This window comes from Actinobacillus delphinicola (assembly GCF_900638385.1).
Lineage (GTDB): Bacteria > Pseudomonadota > Gammaproteobacteria > Enterobacterales > Pasteurellaceae > Actinobacillus_C > Actinobacillus_C delphinicola.
Window position 1 is genome coordinate 1,529,216 of sequence record NZ_LR134510.1, and the last position, 19,859, is coordinate 1,549,074.

Annotated in this window: 16 protein-coding genes and 1 pseudogene; 11 read left to right on the top strand and 6 right to left on the bottom strand. The window is 37.9% G+C overall.

Annotated features, from left to right (window positions below; all coding sequences use genetic code 11):
- Complete coding sequence (murJ, locus tag EL259_RS07150; protein WP_126600312.1) at positions 1 to 1,581, bottom strand: murein biosynthesis integral membrane protein MurJ; 1,581 nt, start codon at positions 1,579 to 1,581, stop codon at positions 1 to 3.
- Between the two features lie 256 nt (positions 1,582 to 1,837).
- Here murJ and rpsT point away from each other — a divergent pair, with 256 nt between their 5' ends.
- From rpsT to EL259_RS07190, 8 genes are all read left to right on the top strand, one after another.
- Positions 1,838 to 2,104, top strand: coding sequence for a 30S ribosomal protein S20 (rpsT, locus tag EL259_RS07155; protein ID WP_126600313.1), 267 nt, complete (start codon positions 1,838 to 1,840; stop codon positions 2,102 to 2,104).
- 231 nt (positions 2,105 to 2,335) lie between these two features.
- Positions 2,336 to 3,556 carry a beta-ketoacyl-ACP synthase I gene (fabB, locus tag EL259_RS07160; protein ID WP_126600315.1) on the top strand — a complete coding sequence of 407 codons (1,221 nt, stop codon included), beginning with the start codon at positions 2,336 to 2,338 and terminating at the stop codon, positions 3,554 to 3,556.
- Positions 3,557 to 3,720: 164 nt separating this feature from the next.
- Complete coding sequence (gene hrpA / locus EL259_RS07165; RefSeq protein WP_126600317.1) at positions 3,721 to 7,653, top strand: ATP-dependent RNA helicase HrpA; 3,933 nt, start codon at positions 3,721 to 3,723, stop codon at positions 7,651 to 7,653.
- Between the two features lie 219 nt (positions 7,654 to 7,872).
- Positions 7,873 to 8,523 carry an opacity family porin gene (locus EL259_RS07170; RefSeq protein WP_172594234.1) on the top strand — a complete coding sequence of 217 codons (651 nt, stop codon included), beginning with the start codon at positions 7,873 to 7,875 and terminating at the stop codon, positions 8,521 to 8,523.
- 197 nt (positions 8,524 to 8,720) lie between these two features.
- Entirely contained in the window at positions 8,721 to 9,422 is a 702-nt protein-coding gene (locus EL259_RS07175) for an opacity family porin (protein WP_126600321.1), read from the top strand.
- Positions 9,423 to 9,589: 167 nt separating this feature from the next.
- Complete coding sequence (locus EL259_RS07180; RefSeq protein WP_172594235.1) at positions 9,590 to 10,231, top strand: opacity family porin; 642 nt, start codon at positions 9,590 to 9,592, stop codon at positions 10,229 to 10,231.
- 146 nt (positions 10,232 to 10,377) lie between these two features.
- Positions 10,378 to 10,992 (top strand): outer membrane protein, encoded by a 615-nt coding sequence (locus tag EL259_RS07185; protein WP_126600325.1) that lies wholly within the window; start codon positions 10,378 to 10,380, stop codon positions 10,990 to 10,992.
- A gap of 205 nt (positions 10,993 to 11,197) precedes the next feature.
- Complete coding sequence (locus EL259_RS07190; RefSeq protein WP_126600327.1) at positions 11,198 to 11,854, top strand: opacity family porin; 657 nt, start codon at positions 11,198 to 11,200, stop codon at positions 11,852 to 11,854.
- Between the two features lie 111 nt (positions 11,855 to 11,965).
- On the opposite strand, the gene pgeF is transcribed toward EL259_RS07190, so the two are convergent.
- The gene (gene pgeF / locus EL259_RS07195) at positions 11,966 to 12,697 is read right to left on the bottom strand and encodes a peptidoglycan editing factor PgeF (RefSeq protein WP_126600328.1); all 732 of its coding nucleotides are present in this window, start codon (positions 12,695 to 12,697) and stop codon (positions 11,966 to 11,968) included.
- Entirely contained in the window at positions 12,697 to 13,671 is a 975-nt protein-coding gene (gene rluD, locus EL259_RS07200) for a 23S rRNA pseudouridine(1911/1915/1917) synthase RluD (RefSeq protein ID WP_126600330.1), read from the bottom strand. Before rluD ends, pgeF begins: the two co-directional genes overlap by 1 nt.
- Before the next feature lie 252 nt (positions 13,672 to 13,923).
- On the opposite strand from rluD, the gene EL259_RS07205 reads away from it, so the two are divergent.
- Complete coding sequence (locus tag EL259_RS07205) at positions 13,924 to 14,844, top strand: outer membrane protein assembly factor BamD (protein WP_172594236.1); 921 nt, start codon at positions 13,924 to 13,926, stop codon at positions 14,842 to 14,844.
- Between the two features lie 60 nt (positions 14,845 to 14,904).
- On the opposite strand, the gene ndk is transcribed toward EL259_RS07205, so the two are convergent.
- The 3 genes from ndk to EL259_RS07220 all read right to left on the bottom strand — a co-directional run bounded on the left by ndk (position 14,905) and on the right by EL259_RS07220 (position 17,320).
- Positions 14,905 to 15,321 (bottom strand): nucleoside-diphosphate kinase, encoded by a 417-nt coding sequence (gene ndk / locus EL259_RS07210; RefSeq protein WP_126600334.1) that lies wholly within the window; start codon positions 15,319 to 15,321, stop codon positions 14,905 to 14,907.
- A gap of 11 nt (positions 15,322 to 15,332) precedes the next feature.
- A complete protein-coding gene (gene pepB, locus EL259_RS07215; RefSeq protein WP_126600336.1) occupies positions 15,333 to 16,628 on the bottom strand; it encodes an aminopeptidase PepB in 1,296 nt (431 codons plus the stop codon).
- 137 nt (positions 16,629 to 16,765) lie between these two features.
- Positions 16,766 to 17,320, bottom strand: coding sequence for a nitroreductase family protein (locus EL259_RS07220; protein ID WP_126600338.1), 555 nt, complete (start codon positions 17,318 to 17,320; stop codon positions 16,766 to 16,768).
- A 126-nt stretch (positions 17,321 to 17,446) separates the two neighbouring features.
- On the opposite strand from EL259_RS07220, the pseudogene sppA reads away from it, so the two are divergent.
- Together sppA and EL259_RS07230 are read left to right on the top strand one after the other, a co-directional pair.
- Positions 17,447 to 19,330 (top strand): annotated as a pseudogene (sppA, locus tag EL259_RS07225) (signal peptide peptidase SppA).
- Positions 19,331 to 19,439: 109 nt separating this feature from the next.
- Positions 19,440 to 19,811, top strand: coding sequence for a hypothetical protein (locus EL259_RS07230; RefSeq protein ID WP_126600340.1), 372 nt, complete (start codon positions 19,440 to 19,442; stop codon positions 19,809 to 19,811).
- The last annotated feature ends 48 nt before the right edge of the window (positions 19,812 to 19,859 follow it).

The window sequence follows — 19,859 nt, forward strand, 5'->3', positions numbered from 1 at the left end:
TCAGTGTGCAGCATTTTCTGCAAGGAGGTGACGTAAGCGCACCCCTAAAATTAATAAACTCGTTGCATAAATTGCACCGCCAGCCACCATTAATCCGAATAGCCACATTAGGCGATGTCCGATATGCATGGTGCTCCATTGAGCTAAACTCGGGGATAAATACCAAAGGATAACGCCCATTAAAGTTGCGGAGCAGATAATTTTTAATAGAAAAATAGCACTTTTTTTAGAAAAACGGTAAACGTTGCCTTTGACTAAACCACGATAGAGTAAGCTTGCATTTAGTGTACCTGACATGGCAGAAGAAATAGCAAGCCCTACATAACCAAATGGAATGGCAAGTAAGTTGAAGAACATATTACTTACCATGGCGATAATTCCGATTTTTACAGGCGTTTTCGTATCTTGGCGTGCATAATAACCGTTAGCAAGGATTTTAATTAACATAAAGCTTAATAAGCCACAGTTAAACGCCCACAAAGAATAAGAGGCGAATTCTACGTCATCTAAACCAAATTGTCCGCGCATAAAGAGGACAAGGAGCATCGGTTGGGCAAGAACACCGATCCCGACCATTGCTGGAATACCGAGTAAAAGCACCATACGCACGCCCCAATCCATTGTCTGGCGGAAGTGGACGAGGTTTCCATCTTCGGCTTTTACGTGGTGGCGGGAAAGAGTTGGTAGAATAACGGTTGAAATGGCGATACCAAATAAACCGAGTGGAAATTCGATTAAACGGTCAGAATAATAAAGCCAACTGATTGAGCCCGTAACCAAGAAACTGGCGATAACGGTGTCTAAAAGTAAGTTAATTTGTGTGACTGATACGCCAAAAAGTGCCGGTAGCATAAGGTTACGCACTTTTTTTACACCTGGATCATTCCATGCCCATTTGGGTTTAACTAATAAACCGGCTTTTTTAAGGAATGGGAATTGGAATAAAAATTGTAGTAGTCCTCCTAAAAAGACACCGATAGCAAGTGCGGTATCTGGTCGAGATACATGTGGTGCTAGGAAAATCGCGCAAGCAATGATGGCGGCATTGAGTAAAACGGGTGAGAATGCCATCACACTGAAGTTACCAATGGTATTTAAAATCGCACCAGAAAGCGCAACAAACGTGATAAACCACAAATAAGGGAAAGTGATTTTCAATAAAAAAGCGGCTTGGGTAAATTTTTCAGCATTCACGCCCCCGTGTAGCCAATCTAAAAACCAACCGGTACCAAAAATCATGACAATGACTGGTGACGCGATCATCCCGATAAGGGTGACGATACTTACAAGTCCCCCTAAGGTACCTGATACTTTAGCGATAAATTCTTGAGTCTGGCTTAAATCTGCATTATCGTTTTTACGATATTCAACCAAAACAGGAATAAATGCTTGTGAGAATGCACCCTCTGCAAAAAGACGGCGTAAGAAATTTGGGATACGGTTAGCGAATAGGAAAACGTCCGCCGATACGCCCGCACCAATTAAATTTGCAACAATGATATCTCGTACTAATCCGAGAATACGTGATAAAAAGGTAAAACCACTAACAACAATACCTGATTTTAATAGACCTTTACTCAAAATTTTTCCCTGATAATAAAAAAAGACCTCTAATTGTATAGAAATTTTATTTTTAAGCTATATTAATGTAAAAAAAACTGTTAAAATCTTGCCGCATTTTTATTTTGCATCCATTTGGATGGCAAAAAAGGTGTAATCGGGTTACCCCGTCGGTTGTGTCTCACCGAAACTCTCGAACAAGTTTGAATTATAGAAGTGAGGTGAAAGCCTTACTGTATTTTTATATCAATTAACAAAACAAATTAGGAGTTTGACCTTGGCAAATATCAAGTCAGCTAAAAAACGTGCGGTTCAATCTGAAAAACACCGTCAACATAACGCAAGCTTACGCTCAATGATGCGTACTTTCATCAAAAAAGCATACGCAGCAGTAGCAGCAGGTGATGTTGCAGCAGCGCAAGCAGCTTTCGTTGAAATGCAAAAAGTGGTAGACCGCATGGCGTCTAAAGGCTTAATTCACAAAAATAAAGCTGCAAACCACAAAGCTAAAGTAATGAAACAAATCAAAAAATTAGAAGCTTAATTTTTTTGAGACGTTCCGAAGATGCCGCACAGTAATGTGCGGTATTTTTTTATATAAATTTTTTCGAAAATTGGGGCGTGAAAGAGAAAAATCTGTTGATTAAAATTTTTTCTACCTTTATCCAGTGAATTAAATTCTGTATAATACGCCCGTTTTTCGCTTGATTACACTTTATGCGTATAACGTAAAATGTAATGAAGTCAATTTATTTAATATAGATAGGAAGAATATATGAGAAGAGCAGTGATTACTGGCTTTGGGATTATTTCAAGTATTGGTAACAATAAAGAAGAAGTATTAAGCTCATTAAAAGCAGGTAAAGCAGGTATTGAATTTGTACCAGAATTTGCTGAAATTGGGTTACGCACTCAAGTAGCAGGTACCATTAACCTTGATCCATCAGAATTAATTGAACGTAAAGTTTACCGTTTCATGGGTGACTCTGCGGCATATGCGTATCTTGCGATGAAAGAAGCAATTGAAGATGCACATTTAACTGAAGATCAAGTTTCTAATCCTCGTACAGGGCTAGTAATCGGTGCTGGTACAGGTTCTGCTCGTAACCAACGCCTTGCTTGTGAAGCAGCAGTTGGTCGTCGTGGTGTGAAAGGTATTGGACCTTACGCGGTAACTAAAACCATGGCATCAAGCGTTTCTGCATGTCTTGCAACGCCTTACAAAATTAAAGGGGTAAACTATAGTATCAGTTCAGCATGCGCGACTTCTGCACACTGTATTGGTAACGCAGTAGAATTAATCCAACTTGGAAAACAAGATGTTGTTTTCGCGGGTGGTGCGGAAGAACTTTGCTGGGAAAGCGCAGCAGAATTCGATGCAATGGGTGCAGTTTCTACTAAATACAATGAAACCCCAGAAAAAGCATCTCGTGCATATGACGTAGACCGTGATGGTTTCGTTATTGCAGGTGGTGCAGCCGTTGTTGTAGTTGAAGAATTAGAACACGCTTTAGCGCGTGGTGCGAAAATCTACGCAGAAGTCGTAGGTTACGGTGCCACATCTGATGGTTATGACATGGTAGCGCCAAGTGGTGAAGGTGCAGAACGTTGTATCAAACAAGCACTTGAAACAGTGGATGGCGATATCGACTATATCAACGTTCACGGTACTTCAACACCAGTAGGGGACGTAAAAGAATTAGACGCAATCCGTAGTGTATTTGGCGACAAAAAACCAGCGATTTCTTCAACTAAATCAATGACTGGTCACTCATTAGGTGCAGCGGGTGCACAAGAAGCTGTTTATTCTTTATTAATGTTAGATAACGATTTTATCGCACCAAGCATCAACATTGATAACCTTGACGAACGCGCTGAAAATATGAATATCGTAACTGAAATGAAAGATCACGCAGGTTTAAAAACTGTGATGTCAAACAGCTTCGGTTTCGGTGGTACAAACGCAACTCTTGTTTTTCAAAAATATGAAAAATAATTTTGCTTAGCATACGAAAAAAGGGAACTTCGGTTCTCTTTTTTTATTTATAGCAACTTTTTACTAAAGTCGGGGTTAGATGACAAAAATAGGCTTTATAAAAAAGATTACGCCCCCATTTTCGTAAAAATTTATATGATTTAATTGATTGGAATGACACTTTTATGACGTTTAAAAAAACACCTTCCAAAGGAACAAAACAGAAAACGCAACAAAGCCTTTCCCCTTTACAAAAGGATTTATTGCAACAGCTCAAGGCAGTGAGCAATCTTGATTATCGTAAATTGTATGCGCGCATTCGTGGGCTTGCACAAATTGCCGATGCAGACAAACAAACTCAAACCGCCAATGATATTCAAAACCACATTGTGCTTGCTCAACAAAAATTACAACAACGTGAGCAACAACGCCCAACTGTGATTGAATTTCCCGAAAATTTACCCGTTAGCCAACGTAAAGCAGAGATTCAAAAATTATTAAAAGAAAATCAAGTTATTGTCGTGGCAGGGGAAACGGGATCGGGTAAAACGACGCAATTACCGAAAATGTGCCTTGAATTAGGCTTTGGTGCAAAAGGGTTGATTGGACATACCCAACCACGTCGTATTGCTGCTCGTACCGTAGCAACCCGTATTGCTGAAGAATTGCAGAGCCCGCTTGGCGAATTAGTTGGTTATAAAGTCCGTTTTAAAGATGAAATTAGCGAGCAAACGCAAATTAAGCTCATGACGGACGGGATCCTTTTAGCTGAAATTCAATCTGATCCGTACTTGAATCAATATGAAGTGTTGATTATCGATGAAGCGCACGAACGCAGTTTAAATAACGATTTTATTTTAGGCTATCTCAAAAACTTACTCAAAAAACGCCCAGATTTAAAAGTTATTATCACATCGGCAACCATTGATGTAGAACGTTTTTCAAAACATTTTAATAATGCACCAATTATTGAAGTGTCAGGTCGCACTTTTCCAGTAGAAGTACTTTATCGTCCGTTGGTGGAAGAAAAGAATATCGATCAGGCGGAAGGGATCCTCAATGCCGTGCATGAACTTCAAAAAATGGGGCGTGGCGATATTCTTGTCTTTTTAAGTGGTGAACGTGAGATCCGTGATACGGCAGATATGCTGGAAAAAGCCCAATTGCGCCATACTGAAATTTTGCCACTTTATGCACGCTTATCTGCGCAAGAACAAAATAAAATTTTCCATCCGAATGGGCTAAATCGTATTGTGCTGGCAACGAACGTAGCAGAAACGTCATTAACCGTTCCTGGTATTAAATATGTGATCGACCCAGGGATGGCGCGTATTTCCCGTTATAGCTACCGCACCAAAGTTCAACGACTACCGATTGAACCGGTTTCGCAAGCGAGTGCGAATCAACGTAAAGGGCGATGCGGTCGTGTGTCAGAAGGGGTGTGTATTCGTCTTTATTCAGAAGAAGATTTTAATAATCGTCCAGAATTTACCGATCCTGAAATTTTACGTACCAACTTAGCCTCGGTTATTTTACAGATGACAGCGTTAGGTTTAGATGATATTGAAGCATTTCCTTTTGTCGATCGTCCAGATAAACGTAATATTCAAGACGGGATCCGGTTGCTTGAAGAATTACAAGCGATTGAATGGGTAAATACCAAAAGGGGCAGTGTGCGTAAATTAACGCCTATTGGGCGCCAACTTGCACAATTGCCTGTTGATCCTCGTTTAGCAAAAATGTTGCTGACAGCAGTTAAGCAAGGATGCTTGCATGAACTGATGATCATCGTTGCGGCACTTTCTATTCAAGATCCGCGTGAGCGCCCGCAAGATAAACAACAGGCATCGGATGAAATGCACCGCCGTTTTATGGATAAAAAATCTGACTTTTTATCTTTTGTGAATTTATGGCGTTATGTACAAGAACAACAAAAAGATCTCACCAAAAATCAATTTAGACGCCTTTGTCAGAAAGAATATTTGAATTATTTACGTTTGCGTGAATGGCAAGATATTTATCACCAAATCCGCACAATCGTGCGTGAAATGGGATTGCCAATTAATTCAGAACCCGCAGCGTATGAACAAATTCATACAGCAATATTATCTGGGCTTTTATCGCATATCGGTGAAAAAATTGCGGATAAACAGCTTTATTTAGGCGCACGCAATAGCCAATTTGCGATTTTCCCAAATTCTGCCCTTTTCAAAAAACAACCGAAATGGTGTATGGCGGCAGAGTTGGTGGAAACCAGTAAATTGTGGGGACGCATGGTGGCAGAAATTCAACCAGAATGGATTGAGCCATTGGCAGGGCATTTGGTTAAAAAATCATACAGTGAACCACGTTGGTCAAAAAGTCGTGGTGCGGTGATTGCCGATGAGAAAGTGACGTTATACGGTGTGCCGATTGTGCAAGGGCGAGTAGTGAATTACGGTAATATTGATCCGATTTTAAGCCGTGAAATCTTTATTCGATCAGCACTGGTAGAAGGGGATTGGAATACCAAACATAAATTCTTCCATCAAAATTTACGCTTAATTGAAGAAGTGGAAGATTTAGAACATAAAATCCGTCGCCGTGATATTTTGGTCGATGATCAAGTGTTATTTGATTTTTACGATAAACGCTTACCGCCCGAAATTGTATCGCAAGCGCATTTTGATAAATGGTGGAAAACCAAATCAAAACAACAACCTGAATTATTGAATTTTGAAAAAGCGTTCTTAACCAACGATGGCGAAAAAGTCAGTGAATTAGATTTCCCTAACTATTGGCATCAAGGGAACCTGAAATTTAAATTGAGCTATCAATTTGAACCAGGCTTAGATAACGATGGGGTGACGGTAAATATTCCGCTAGCACTTTTAAACCAAGTTGAAATGAAAGGGTTTGATTGGCAAATTCCTGGATTGCGTGAAGAATTAGTGATTACGCTAATTAAAGCTTTACCAAAAGCAGTGCGGAAAAACTTTGTACCCGCACCAAATTATGCGCAAGCCTTTTTAGCGAGAGTGACCGATCAGGAAAAACCTCTTAAAGAAGCATTGGTCAATGAGTTACGCAAAATGACAGGCGTAACAATCGATAAAGCGCTCTGGGACGACGTGACACTGCCAAGCCATTTACGCATGACATTCCGTGTTATTGACGAAAAAGGTAAGAAAATTGCTGAAAGTATGGATCTTGATGCGCTTAAGGTACAACTCAAAGATCAAGTGCAAGAAAGTTTATCGGCGGTAGCCGATGACGGTATCGAACAAACAGGTATCCATGTTTGGAACTTCGATCGCCTGCCACAATGTTATGAGCAGAAAAAAGTTGGCTTTACAGTGCGGGCTTTCCCTGCGTTGGTGGATGAGAAAAATTCCGTGGGTATCAAATTGTTTGAAACTGAATTTGAGCAGATGACGGCAATGCAAAAAGGATTGCGTCGCTTATTACTCTTGAATGTACCATCGCCGATTAAATATTTACACGAGAAATTGCCAAATAAAGCGAAATTGGGGCTGTATTTTACGCCTTTCGGCAAGGTAATTGATTTGATTGATGATTGTATTGATTGCGCAATTGATAAATTAATTTCCGATTTTGGGGGCGTGGTTTGGGAAGAACAAGCGTTTGATAAATTGCGTGATTATGTGCGTGAAAATTTAAATGAAATGACGTGCGATATTGCAAAACAAGTGGAAGAGATTTTAACCCTAAGTTTTGAAGTAAATAAACGCATTAAAGGCAAAATGGACTTTACGTTAGCCTTTGCATTTTCTGATATAAAACAACAGATTAATCAATTGATTTATCCACATTTTGTCGCTAATACAGGCTATGATCGCTTAAAAGATCTAAAACGCTACCTCATGGCGATTGATAAACGCATTGATAAATTGCTGCAAGATCCAAATCGAGATCGTGCGGCAATGTTAAAAGTGGAAAATGTCCAAAAAGCTTACCAACAGCTTTTAGCCAAATTACCAAAATCTAAGCCAATTCCTGAAGATATTTTGGCAATTCGTTATATGATTGAAGAATTAAGGGTAAGCCTTTTTGCCCAACAACTTGGTACGAATTATCCGATTTCAGATAAACGAATTTTAGCCGTTATTCAGGCATAAAATAACCACATAACCAATAAAAGCCTCGTGATAATCATGAGGCTTTTTTATTTTAATAAAATGATATATATCAATAAGAGGTAATTTTTAAAATAAAGCGATCTAAAAAGACACAAAAAATGTAAATAAAAACTACAAACCTCGTTAAAGCAGTGCTAGAATGCGTACCGATTTTTAATTAATCACATTTAATTAAATATTTTAATGAGGAATTATTTTATGAAAAAATCACTTCTAGCAACTGCAATTTTAGGACTCGCTACAGCAACTTGTGCTAATGCGGCATTAACCACTTCAGGAACTCCTATCACAGGCGTATCACCAGATGCCCAATCCGGCTTCCCAACAGACATCCCAGTTATGCCATATGCACAAATTGATCTTGGTGCAACCACACTAATGCAAAATGGTGATGATGATTTAGATGTATCAAATAAAACTGTATTTTCTCAACGTGTAACCGTTGGTTTTGATTTTCAAGGTGATCGCTTGGGTTTAGATTTCACTAATTTTGGACATTATAAATGGCATGATTCTTTGTATGATGCGAATGCAGAGTTGAAAGCTGATATTTATGGTATTGGTTTAAGTTATAGCCATGCATTTATGCTCAATTCTACTATTCGCCCATATATTGGAGCACGTATTGGATATACACACTTTAAATCAAAACTAACTGTATCTTATATGAGTAAAGAGATTGCAAGAGTAGATAATAGTGATAATCATGCAAGTATTGGCGCATTTGCTGGAGTAGAATTTGACGCAACACGTAACATCACGTTTGGTATTGGTACAGAATATAACCAATTATGGGGTAATGATACTACCGATATCGCTGGTAAAGCCTTCATGCGTGTTTATTTCTAATTTTATCTCCCTCTAAAGGTTAAGCCCCGTAAAGGGGCTTTTTGTATAAAAGTTGAGGTATATTAAAAAGAGGTAGTTTTATACACTAATAGATATAAAAAACAACAATAATTGTAAATAAAAACTACAGTTTGTGTTAAAGTGGTGTTAGAATTTCTACCTATTTTTAATTAACTATATTTGATAAGGAATCAATAATGAAAAAATCACTTTTAGCAACTGCAATTTTAGGATTAGCAACGGCAACTTGTGCAAATGCAGCATTAACTACTACAGGTACACCTATCACAAGTGTAGCACCAGATGCACAATCAGGCTTCCCAACAGATATTCCAGTCATGCCGTATGCACAAATTGATCTTGGTGCGACTTATTTTAATTTTAGTGATAATTTTACAAATAAATTATTTAAATCACCTATAACAATTTCATCACTTCCAAATACTACAGCATTTTCACAACGTTTAACACTTGGGCTTGATTTCCAAGGCGATCGAATTGGTTTTGATTTTAGTAATTTTGGTCAAGTAAAATATAAAATTAAATTAGAAAACCCTCAAGGTCGTGTTCTGGCTGATCATTTCGGCGATATTAAAGTTAATAGTTACGGATTTGGATTAAGCTACGTACATGCGATGATGCTAAATTCAACTGTTCGTCCGTATATTGGTGCAAGAGTTGGCTTTACACATGTAAAAACAAAATTTACTCCAGCAGAAAATATTCCTTGGACATCAGGTGAATACACCGATAATCATGCAACGATTGGTGCTTTAGCGGGCGTTGAAGTAGATGTTGCACGAAACGTAACACTTGGATTAGGCGCAGAATATGATCAATTATGGGGTAATAAATTGAATGCATTAAGTGGCGATGCATTTATGCGAGTTTATTTCTAATTTTATCTCCCTCTGAAAGTTAGGCCCCTTTTATGGGGCTTTTTTATTATTTTATTAAATTAACACTAATAAATAGTGATTTTGGTTGTTTTTTGAGTATATTAAAAGATTAATTTAATCTTTAAAGGCCGTATTTTTATATAGCGATGATTTACAGAGGAAAATATATGGGAAAATTACTTATTGTTATGGCAATCTGTTGTTGGGGAATCTCTTTAGTAAATGCCACAATGCTTTTCCCGCAATATCGAATGCCTCAGATTTTCTCTCATAATCCTTTAAACTTTTCTATTGATACTTCTCCACGACCTTATACTCAATTTGATTTTGGTACGACTCGATTAATAAATAATGATGGGCAATATCTTCCGAATAAAATGATTTTCTCTCGGCACGTTGCACTCGGAGCGGATTTTACGGGTAATCGTATAGGATTATATTTTACTAATTTTGGACGCTATAAATGGCAAATTACCAAGAATTTGGTTGATCAGCAGGTCTTAGTGGATATCAATGAATTTGGCTTGAGTTATACCCGTGCAATTGCCATAGATTCAATCTTAAAACCCTATGTAGGTGCAAGGATTGGCTATACACATTTTAAATTAAGAAAAACTTATTCCGATATTGGTGGTGGCTATTTAGCACAATCCGGTGAGCAAAATCATGTCAGCATGGGAACGTTTGGTGGGCTTGAAGCCACGCTTTCACCTAATTTTACTATTGGGATTGGTGTGGAATATGGCCGTTTACGAGGGAATGATACTACTGATTTAACAACTAAAGCGTTTGCACGGACTTATTTCTAAAAATGTTTGATAGCTTGATTTTAATCAATTGGATCAAAAATAAATCAAAAAAGGTGTAGTTTTTAAGAAAAATGTAATGATTGTGTAAAAAAAATGTTGTATTATTGCGCAGCTTTTAAGCACTAATAAAAATGAGGTATTAATTAATGAAAAAACTTTTACTCACTACTGCAATGGTTGCGTTAGCTGCTACAACAGTTGCACATGCTGAACCACGCATTTTTACACAAGTTGATTTAGGTATGACTTCACTGCGTACTCATGATCATGATGATTATAATTTGCATAAAAATGCATTTTCGCAACGTATTGCTGCTGGTCTTGATTTTCAAAATGGTAGTCGTTTAGCGTTAGATGTAACACGTTATGGACAACTTAAAGATCATTATCGTGATAGTGATGAAGATATCCAAGTGTATAAACAGTATCATTATGATGATATTTACGAAGAAACAGTTAAAAGTGATGTTTATGGTATGGGCGTAACCTATACTTACGCAATTCCTGTTAATTTTGCTCTTCACCCTTATGTCGGTGGTCGTCTAGGGTTCACTAATATAAGAATTAAGGATGAAGAAAAAACAATTTTTGGCACATCGTCTGAGACTGATAGCGAAACTCGCTTTAGCTATGGCGCTTTAGCTGGTGTTGAGTACAATATCACTCCGAACGTTACTATTGGTGCTGGTGCAGAATATAGTCGTTTAACAAGCTATCTTGATAGCTTGAGTGCAAACGGTTTCTTACGTTATACCTTTTAATTAAGATTTCCATTGATATGAAAGCCCTATTAATAGGGCTTTTTTTATGAATAAAAATAAGTTTTATATTAATAAAGTAGTATTTTAAATAGTAAAAAATATAAAAATTAACCTAGAATTAACATATTTAACTATGATATAACAAAAGTAAGTGATAAAATTCTCGCCGATTTTTGCACAATTATTAGGAAATAAAGGAATTAATATGAAAAAATCACTTATTGCAACTGCAATTTTAGGACTCGCAATGGCGACAGGCGCTAATGCTGACTTAACGACAACATCTGCACCTGATATGTCTTTAGATAATCAAGCAGACACATCTGTCGTACCTTATGCTCAAATTGATCTAGGTATGACTAGACTTATGGAACCCGACGATGAACTTGAATCCACTAAAACTGGGTTTTCACAACGAGCAACCATTGGTCTTGATTTTCAGGGGGATCGTTTAGGTTTAGACTTCACTAATTTTGGTCGATATAAATGGAATATGACCTTAGATGAAGGTGAAAATCTAGCACAAGAAGAAATTAAAGAAAGTATCTATGGCATTGGTTTAAGTTATACGCATGTAATGATGCTAGACTCAGTTGTTCACCCTTATATTGGAGCACGTATTGGTTATACGCATGTCAAAGGAGAAGAGGACTATCATGATGGCGTTGCTGATGTAGGTCCAGATGCAGATGCTGCAAAAGATTCATATTCCTTTAACCGTTTTAGTTACGGTGCTTTCGGTGGGGTAGAATTTAACATTACTCATAACGTAACAACAGGTATTGGCGTAGAATACGATCGTTTATACCGCCACTATATAAAAGATTTTACAGGTAGTGCATTTTTACGTGTTTCGTTCTAGGATTTCCTAGATTTTATATTAAAGCTCTACGTGATGGGGCTTTTAATTATCACGCCTCAAAAATCATAAAAAATTATGAAAATCGGGGCGTGATTGTATTTTAATTAAAAATTATTCTATCCAAATGAGGGTAGCGATTCGCCCAGTATTTTTTTCTCGGCGGTAGGAGAAAAAGCGATCCTTATCACTAAAGGTACAATATTCTCCGCCAGAAATATTTGTGATGCCTAAGGCATGTAAACGTTGTTTAGCAAGTAAATATAAATCTGCAAGATATTTATTAGATGCTGAGGGATCAGGAATAAAAGCCGCTTCTGCGTGAGGATCAACATCGATAAACGCATGAAGAAGATCTTCACTCACTTGAAAAGCCTTTTGGCTAATTGCAGGGGCAAGCCATACCATGATGTCATGGCGAGGAGAGTTAAATTTTTCCACGGTATTTTCCAAAATACCGTCGCATAATCCACGCCAGCCCGCATGAGCAGCTGCAATTTCTGTACCGTCTTTATTACAAAATAAAACGGGTAGGCAATCTGCGGTCATCACTAGACAAACTTCACCTTTTTGTGTCGTGTAACTTGCATCTGCTGGATAAGTAGAATCTGAAGGTAATGTTAACACGTTGGTGGTGTGCGTTTGGTTAAGGAAGTGGGGCATTTGAGGAAGTCCCATTTCCTGTTGTAACCGTACGCGATTTTGTTCGACCGCAATTGGATCATCACCGACATGCGCACCTAAGTTTAGTGTATCAAAAGGTGCAGTGCTGACACCACCATGACGGGTGGTGGTGAAAGCACGGATATTTTTCGGCGCTTGCCAAGTTGGAAGGATAACTTGCATTAATAGTCTAGTTCGTCTTTATGGAGTTGATAATCTGCTTTTAGTGCATCAATAAGTTGCACAAAATCGTCTGGAAGTGGTGCATGCCATTCCATTAATTCGCCTGTGATTGGATGATAAAGACGTAACATAACTGCATGTAATGCTTGGCGTTTAAAGTTACGTAAAACCTCTAAAAATTCAGGGCTTGCATTTTTCGGTGGACGAGGGCGACCGCCATAGGTTTGATCCCCTAATAATGGGTGTGCAATGTGGGACATATGTACACGGATTTGGTGTGTGCGCCCAGTTTCAAGACGTAAACGTAAGCGAGTGTAATTACGGAAATGTTCCATAATACGATAGTGCGTTACCGCTGGTTTGCCCATTGGATGTACTGCCATATGTGTGCGTTTAGTTGGATGGCGAGCCATCGGTTCATCGACTTTACCACCTTGAGTCATGACACCAAAGGCAACCGCCTCATATTCACGGGTAATTTTACGTTTTTGTAGATCACGGACTAATTGGGTTTGCGCTGGAATTGTTTTTGCGACAACCATTAGCCCTGTTGTGTCTTTATCAAGGCGATGTACGATCCCTGCACGTGGGACTTCAGCAATACTTGGATAATGATAAAGTAATGCATTTAAAATTGTGCCATTACGATTGCCCGCTCCTGGGTGGACCACAAAATCTTTAGGCTTGTTGATGACTAAGATATGTTCATCTTCATAAACGATATTTAATGGCAAGTTTTCTGGTTCAAAACGTTCATCTTCTTCGACTTCGGCTTGAATTTCAATTTGTTCTCCACCATAGACTTTTAATTTTGGCACATTACAGATTTCGCCATTAACTTTAACAAGATCATCTTCGATCCATGTTTTAATACGGGAGCGTGAATAATCAGGGAATAATTTTGCTAAAGCTTGGTCAAGACGTGCGCCAAGTAAGTCTGGTGTTATTTCTGAATTTAAAATAAGGGTTGCCATAAGGTTTCCAAAAAATAGTAGATACAAAAAAATTTGCCACATTGTAGCATTTATTTAAGTAGGGAAAAACCATGCGATCCGCTACTTTCATTTATTGTGTCAAGAAAAGGATTGGTAGGGTAAATAGATATAAGATAAACAAGTTATTGATTATTTTTTATAAAAATGTATAAAAGAACGTGTATAATTCAGTGATGTTTTATAAAATGAGAAATGTATCTAATTTCGCTGAGCTTAAAAAGGATAAGTTTTATGAAAAGATTGAAGTTGACGCTTTTAGTAGCTGCAACAGGATTATTGGTTGCGTGTGCTGGGGATAAAGAACTGCAAACCGCACCAGAATCCGTTTTATTACACCGAGCACAGACTTATTTAAAAGATGAAAATTATGCGCAAGCAATCAAGTATCTTAATGCATTAAATGGTCGATTCCCACGCACAATTTATAGTCAACAAACACAAATTGAATTAATTTATGCGTATTTTGAAAATAAAGAATACGATAAAGCTTCGTGGGCAGCTGATACTTTTATGCGTTACTTTAGAAATGCGCCTCATTCTGACTATGTGTTATACCTTGCAGGCTTAGCGAAAGAAGTCCCAAATGATCATTGGGTGCAAGAGCTTTTTGGTGTTGATCAAGCTAACCACGATAGTGCATCTATGCAAAGTGCTTTGCAAGATTACCAAATGCTTGTTGCGGCATTCCCAAATAGCCCTTATACCCCTGATGCGTTGCAACGGATTAAATATATTTACTCACAACTTGCTCGTCATGAAGTGAATATTGCGAAGTTCTATGCAAAACGCAATGCATGGGTAGCTGTTGCGAATCGTCTTGTTGCGGTGCAACGTCAATATCCACTTACAAAAGCCGCTGTTGAAAGTTTGCCGTTATTAAAAGAGGCGTATGAGCAAATGAATCTACCTAAATTAGCGGCAGATACAGAGGCATTAATTAAAGCAGAAAGTGGCGCAGCGAAAAAAGCGCCAGATATCCAAAAACCAGGTGAACCTAAAAATATTTTCCCACCACAATGGGTAAAACTTCCGCCGATGCCATCTGAAGAAATGATTGAAAAAATGGAAGCAGAAAATGCACTTCATGCAGATGATTATGTACCTGAGCAACCAGAACAATCGTTGAAAAAAGAAAAACTAACTGATGATTAGTTTTTATAAGAAAATTAAAAAAGCGGATAAGGATATATCCGCTTTTTTATTATCACAAACTTAGCCTACAATTTCAGTTTGAGCAAAGAAATAACTAATTTCTCGTGCTGCACTTGCTATGCTATCAGAACCATGTACGCTATTTTGACGTTTATTTACAGCGAAATCGGCACGTAGTGTCCCTTTTTCAGCTTCAGCTGGATCAGTCGTTCCCATTAATTTGCGGTAATCAGCAACCGCATTTTCTTTTTCTAAAACACAAAGTACCACAGGACCTGAGGTCATGTATTCTACAAGCCCATCAAAGAATGGTTTGCCTTCGTGTTCTTGGTAAAAGCCTTGTGCTTGCGCAGGGCTTAAGTGACACATTTTCATTGCTGCGATACGAAATCCATTTTTTTCTAAACGTGCAATGATCTGACCAATAATATTACGTTGAACAGCATCTGGTTTAATAATAGCAAAAGTTTGTTGCATAAAATTCCTTTTTATTCTTGATTTAATAATAGTAAGTTTGCCACAGTTTGCACACCGATACCTGTCGCACCCGCAGCCCATAAATCAGTTGGGGCAGCACGGAATGTTGCAGACGCATCAATGTGAAGCCAATGGCGAGGATAATCTTTAACGAAATAAGATAAGAAAGCGGTTGCGGTACTTGCACCAGCTGGAGAAGATACAGTTGCCGTATTCGCAATATCTGCAAATTGTGATTTAATTTGATCACGGTGGAATTTAGCAAAAGGTAAGCGCCAGAATAATTCGTTGGCTTCTTCTGCAGATTCCATTAAATCAAGGACAAGATCTTCATCCATTGAAAGAATGGTATGATATTCAGTGCCAACAGCACGTTTAGCCGCACCAGTTAAGGTTGCAGCATCGATAATCATTTCTGGATTTTGTTGATCAGCCCAGATTAAACCATCAGCAAGCACGAGGCGACCTTCTGCATCAGTATTCAGAATTTCTACAGTAACACCATTGCTATATTCAATGATATCACCGAGTTTCATCGCATCCGCACTAACCATGTTTTCTGCGCAACAAAGTACAAGTTTAACACGTTGGTTAAGTCCAGCTGCGATAGCCATACCTAATGCGCCAGTTAATAATGCAGCGCCCCCCATATCGGTACGCATTGTTACCATGCTTTCTGTTGGTTTGATGCTATAGCCACCGCTATCGAAAGTGATACCTTTACCGACTAAACACGCAAAAGTAGGGGCATCTGGATTGCCTGTCGGATTATAATCTAGTTGAAGCATAGCAGGTGGATTCTTCGCCCCTTTACCCACTGTCCAAATACCTTGATAGTTTTCTTCAAGTAGGGCTTTGCCTTCAATAATTCTGGCATTGATCTCACTTTGTGGTGCGTATTCTTGAGTCATATGCTCAATAAATTTAAGGGCTTCGTGAGCAAGATGAACAGGCGTCATATGTTGTGCTGGCGTATTAATAATTTCACGGACAAAATCACCACAAATGATACGAGCAAGCAGTGTTTCATGACTTTCTTCATCAAGCACAGGCAGACTTAAATCATAGTTTTGTTTTGCAGTGTAAAATCCTTGGTAGAAAGCCCAGCAGGTTTCTAAATCCCAACCTTCCCCTTCTAAATCAGTGTCGTTAATGCCTTGATTACGTAGTTTTCGAGCCGCACGTTGGATATCGGTTAGTACGTTATCGTTGTTGATATGAATAGTGGCACCATTGTCACCGAAACTTAAAATTGCGTTTTTTCCCCACATTTCAGCAGCAGGTTGAGTTGATAAAAAAACGTTCATAATGCGTCCTTATGAGATTATTTATAATTGTTTCCAGTTATACTGCGATCCGCCATGAAAAGCAAAATCTTTCTCATTTAAATTCGTAATAAAATAATATAAATTTCTACGAAAAACGGGGCGTGATATTTAAAAATTTATAAATATTCGACGAGATCTTCGAGAGATTTTTTACGTGGTTTAGGTGTGCTTTTTTCTGTACATGTTCCTATTGCTATGAGCGCAATAATTTTTTCATTTTCAGCACAATCTAATCCTTCACGTACTGCGTTACTTTCTAACCATTTTCCAGAAAGCCATGCGTTATCAAACCCTAATGCATTGGCTGCGAGTTGGATGGCATAAGCACTGCAACTCGCACAAGCAAGTTGTTCCCATGTCGGTACTTTTTCAAAGTCTGGATCAAGTTGAGCAATAACTGCAATCATCATTGGGCTGTTTTGACAAATGGTTTCGGCTTTTTGTTTGCGGCTTTCACCTAAATTAAGTTCATCAGCACCAGCTTGCAGTAATCTTTGGAAATCGGGCATGATTTCAGGGGAAAGAACGATAAAGCGATAAGGCTGTAAGCGAGCATGATCAGGTACGTGTGTCGCTGCCTCAAACATTTGATTTAATTGCGATTCATCAGGAATTGGGTAAGTGAGTTTTTTTTCTGAGTGACGATGTGTCAATAAAGTAAGTGTATCCATAAATTTGCTCTATTTTAATGAATAAAATTTGCTTAAGTTTAACATAAAAATTTTGTTGTTCATGGTCCTCGATGAAAATGTGCTATTATTTGTTCTAAATTTAATTAATGAAGGATTAAAAACTCCATGACATTTTTATGTAAATTCCTATGGAAGTGTTTAAATTTCATCCGTGAATTAGTGATGAATATTGTCTTCCTTTTCTTTGTCGTAATTTGTGCGGCTATCTTTGTTGGCGTACACCAGTTAAATCAATGGTAAGGAAATAAAAATACCCAACCGACATTGCCACAAAAAGGGGCATTATATATCGATCTTAATGGTTATCTTGCGGATAATCGTCCAGAGGATAGTGTGCGTCAATTAGTGAAAGAGGCATTATCAAGCAGTGATGATACTCCACAGCAATATTCTATTTTTGATCTCGTCAATGCCATTCGTCATGCAAAAAATGATCCGAAAATTGATGGGCTTGTTTTAAATTTAAGTGATTTTACACAAGGTAATTTCCCTGCAATCCACTATGTGGGCGATGCGATTGCCGACTTTAAACAAAGCCATAAACCTGTAATTGCTTACGCCCAAAATTATGGGCAACGTAGCTATTTATTAGCAAGTTATGCCGATCAAATTTATATGAATCCGATGGGACAGGTAGGAATTACAGGTCTAAATGTTGAAAACCTTTATTTCAAAAATTTATTGGATAAATTAGACGTGACTCCGCATATTTTCCGTGTGGGCACATATAAATCTGCGGTTGAGCCGTTTATGCGTGAAGATATGTCACAAGCAGCACGTAGTAATATGCAACGTTGGCTTGATCAAACATGGCAAGATTATGTGAATGTGGTAGCGAAGAATCGTAATATCACTGCACAGCAAGTTTTACCATCTGCAACCACTTATTTAGACGATTTAAAACGTTTAAATGGAGATAATACGCTTTATGCAAAAGAACGTCATCTCGTAACGAATTTTGCAAATTCCCTTACCTTTGAAAAAGCACTAGCGGATAAATTTGGTGAGAATAAAGAAGGTGAACCGAATCTAATTAACTATGATACTTATCTTAAAACTTTACCAGATGTAATGACGACTACGAAGAAAGATAAAATCGCAGTGATTAGCGTAGAAGGTGACATTATTGATGGAGAAAGTCGTGATGGTCAAACAGGTGGCGATACTATCGTTAAACAATTAAATGAAGTTTATCACGACGATAATATTAAAGGTGTCATTTTACGTGTAAATAGTCCAGGTGGTAGTGCATTTGCTTCAGAATTAATTCGTCAAATGCTCATGCAAATTAAAGCCGAAGGCAAACCTGTTGTGGTATCCATGGGAGGCATGGCGGCATCTGGTGGCTATTGGATTTCAAGTGGGGCGAATTATATCGTTGCCGATCCTGATACGTTAACTGGCTCTATCGGTATTTTTGCGATGATTCCAACTTTTGAAAAAACCTTACACAAAATCGGTGTGAATGCCGATGGCGTAAGTACAAGTGATTTAGCAAAAAGCTCTATGTTAAGTGGTATTACGCCGATTAATGGTGACATTTTGCAGCAAGAAATTAATCATGGTTATGATCGTTTCTTAACGATTGTTAGTGAAGGACGCCATATGTCTAAAGCGGATGTAGATAAAATCGCACAGGGACAAGTATGGTTAGGACGTGATGCACTTAAAAATCATTTAGTTGATGAATTAGGTAATTTTGATGACGCAGTTGCTAAAGTGAAAAGCTTGATTGTTGCGGATAACGATAAAATTACTGAAAAAGATCTGGGTGTAGAGTGGGTTGAAAACGAAGATAATCCAACATTATTCAGTTTCTTTAAAGGCTTAGATCAACAAGGTAAGGCTGCAATTAAAGCACAAGTGATTGAAAGTTTGGGATTACCAAAAGCTTATACGCAAGTTACGGATAAAGTGAATTTATTGGATAAATTCAATGATCCGAAAGGGCAATATTTATATTGCTTAGGATGTGGTGATATTCAATAACAGAATGTCATGTGTTGGTATAGTGATTGTAGGAGGCATGAAGGCTTTTAAACTTTTATCTTATGCAAATTCATTTTTAGTTTTTAACTTTAATCAGAAGGCAAGTACTATGAAAAAGATTTTATTAGGCGCACTATTGTTATGTTCAACAGCCGTTATGGCGAATGATAAATACGATATGCTTGAAGATAAGTTGGAAGGGGTATATAGCACATTGACTGATGGAACAAATACAATGAAAGTCGATGACATAGATATCGATCAGATGGGAAATCAAGTTTTAGTAAAACTTGAATTAGAATCCAAAAATAATGATGGAGCATGGTCTAAGTTTAATAAAACAACTCACCAAGAAATTATCACAGGCATGGCAGATGAGGTTCGACGTGAACTTAACATCAAAGATAAAGTTAAAATCGAACTGACTTTTGAAAACAGTAAGACAGACAAAGAAACATTATTATCAAGCGGTGTTTATTGATGCGATTAAAATAATAGAAAGCGGACCAAAAGGTCCGCTTTTTTTATT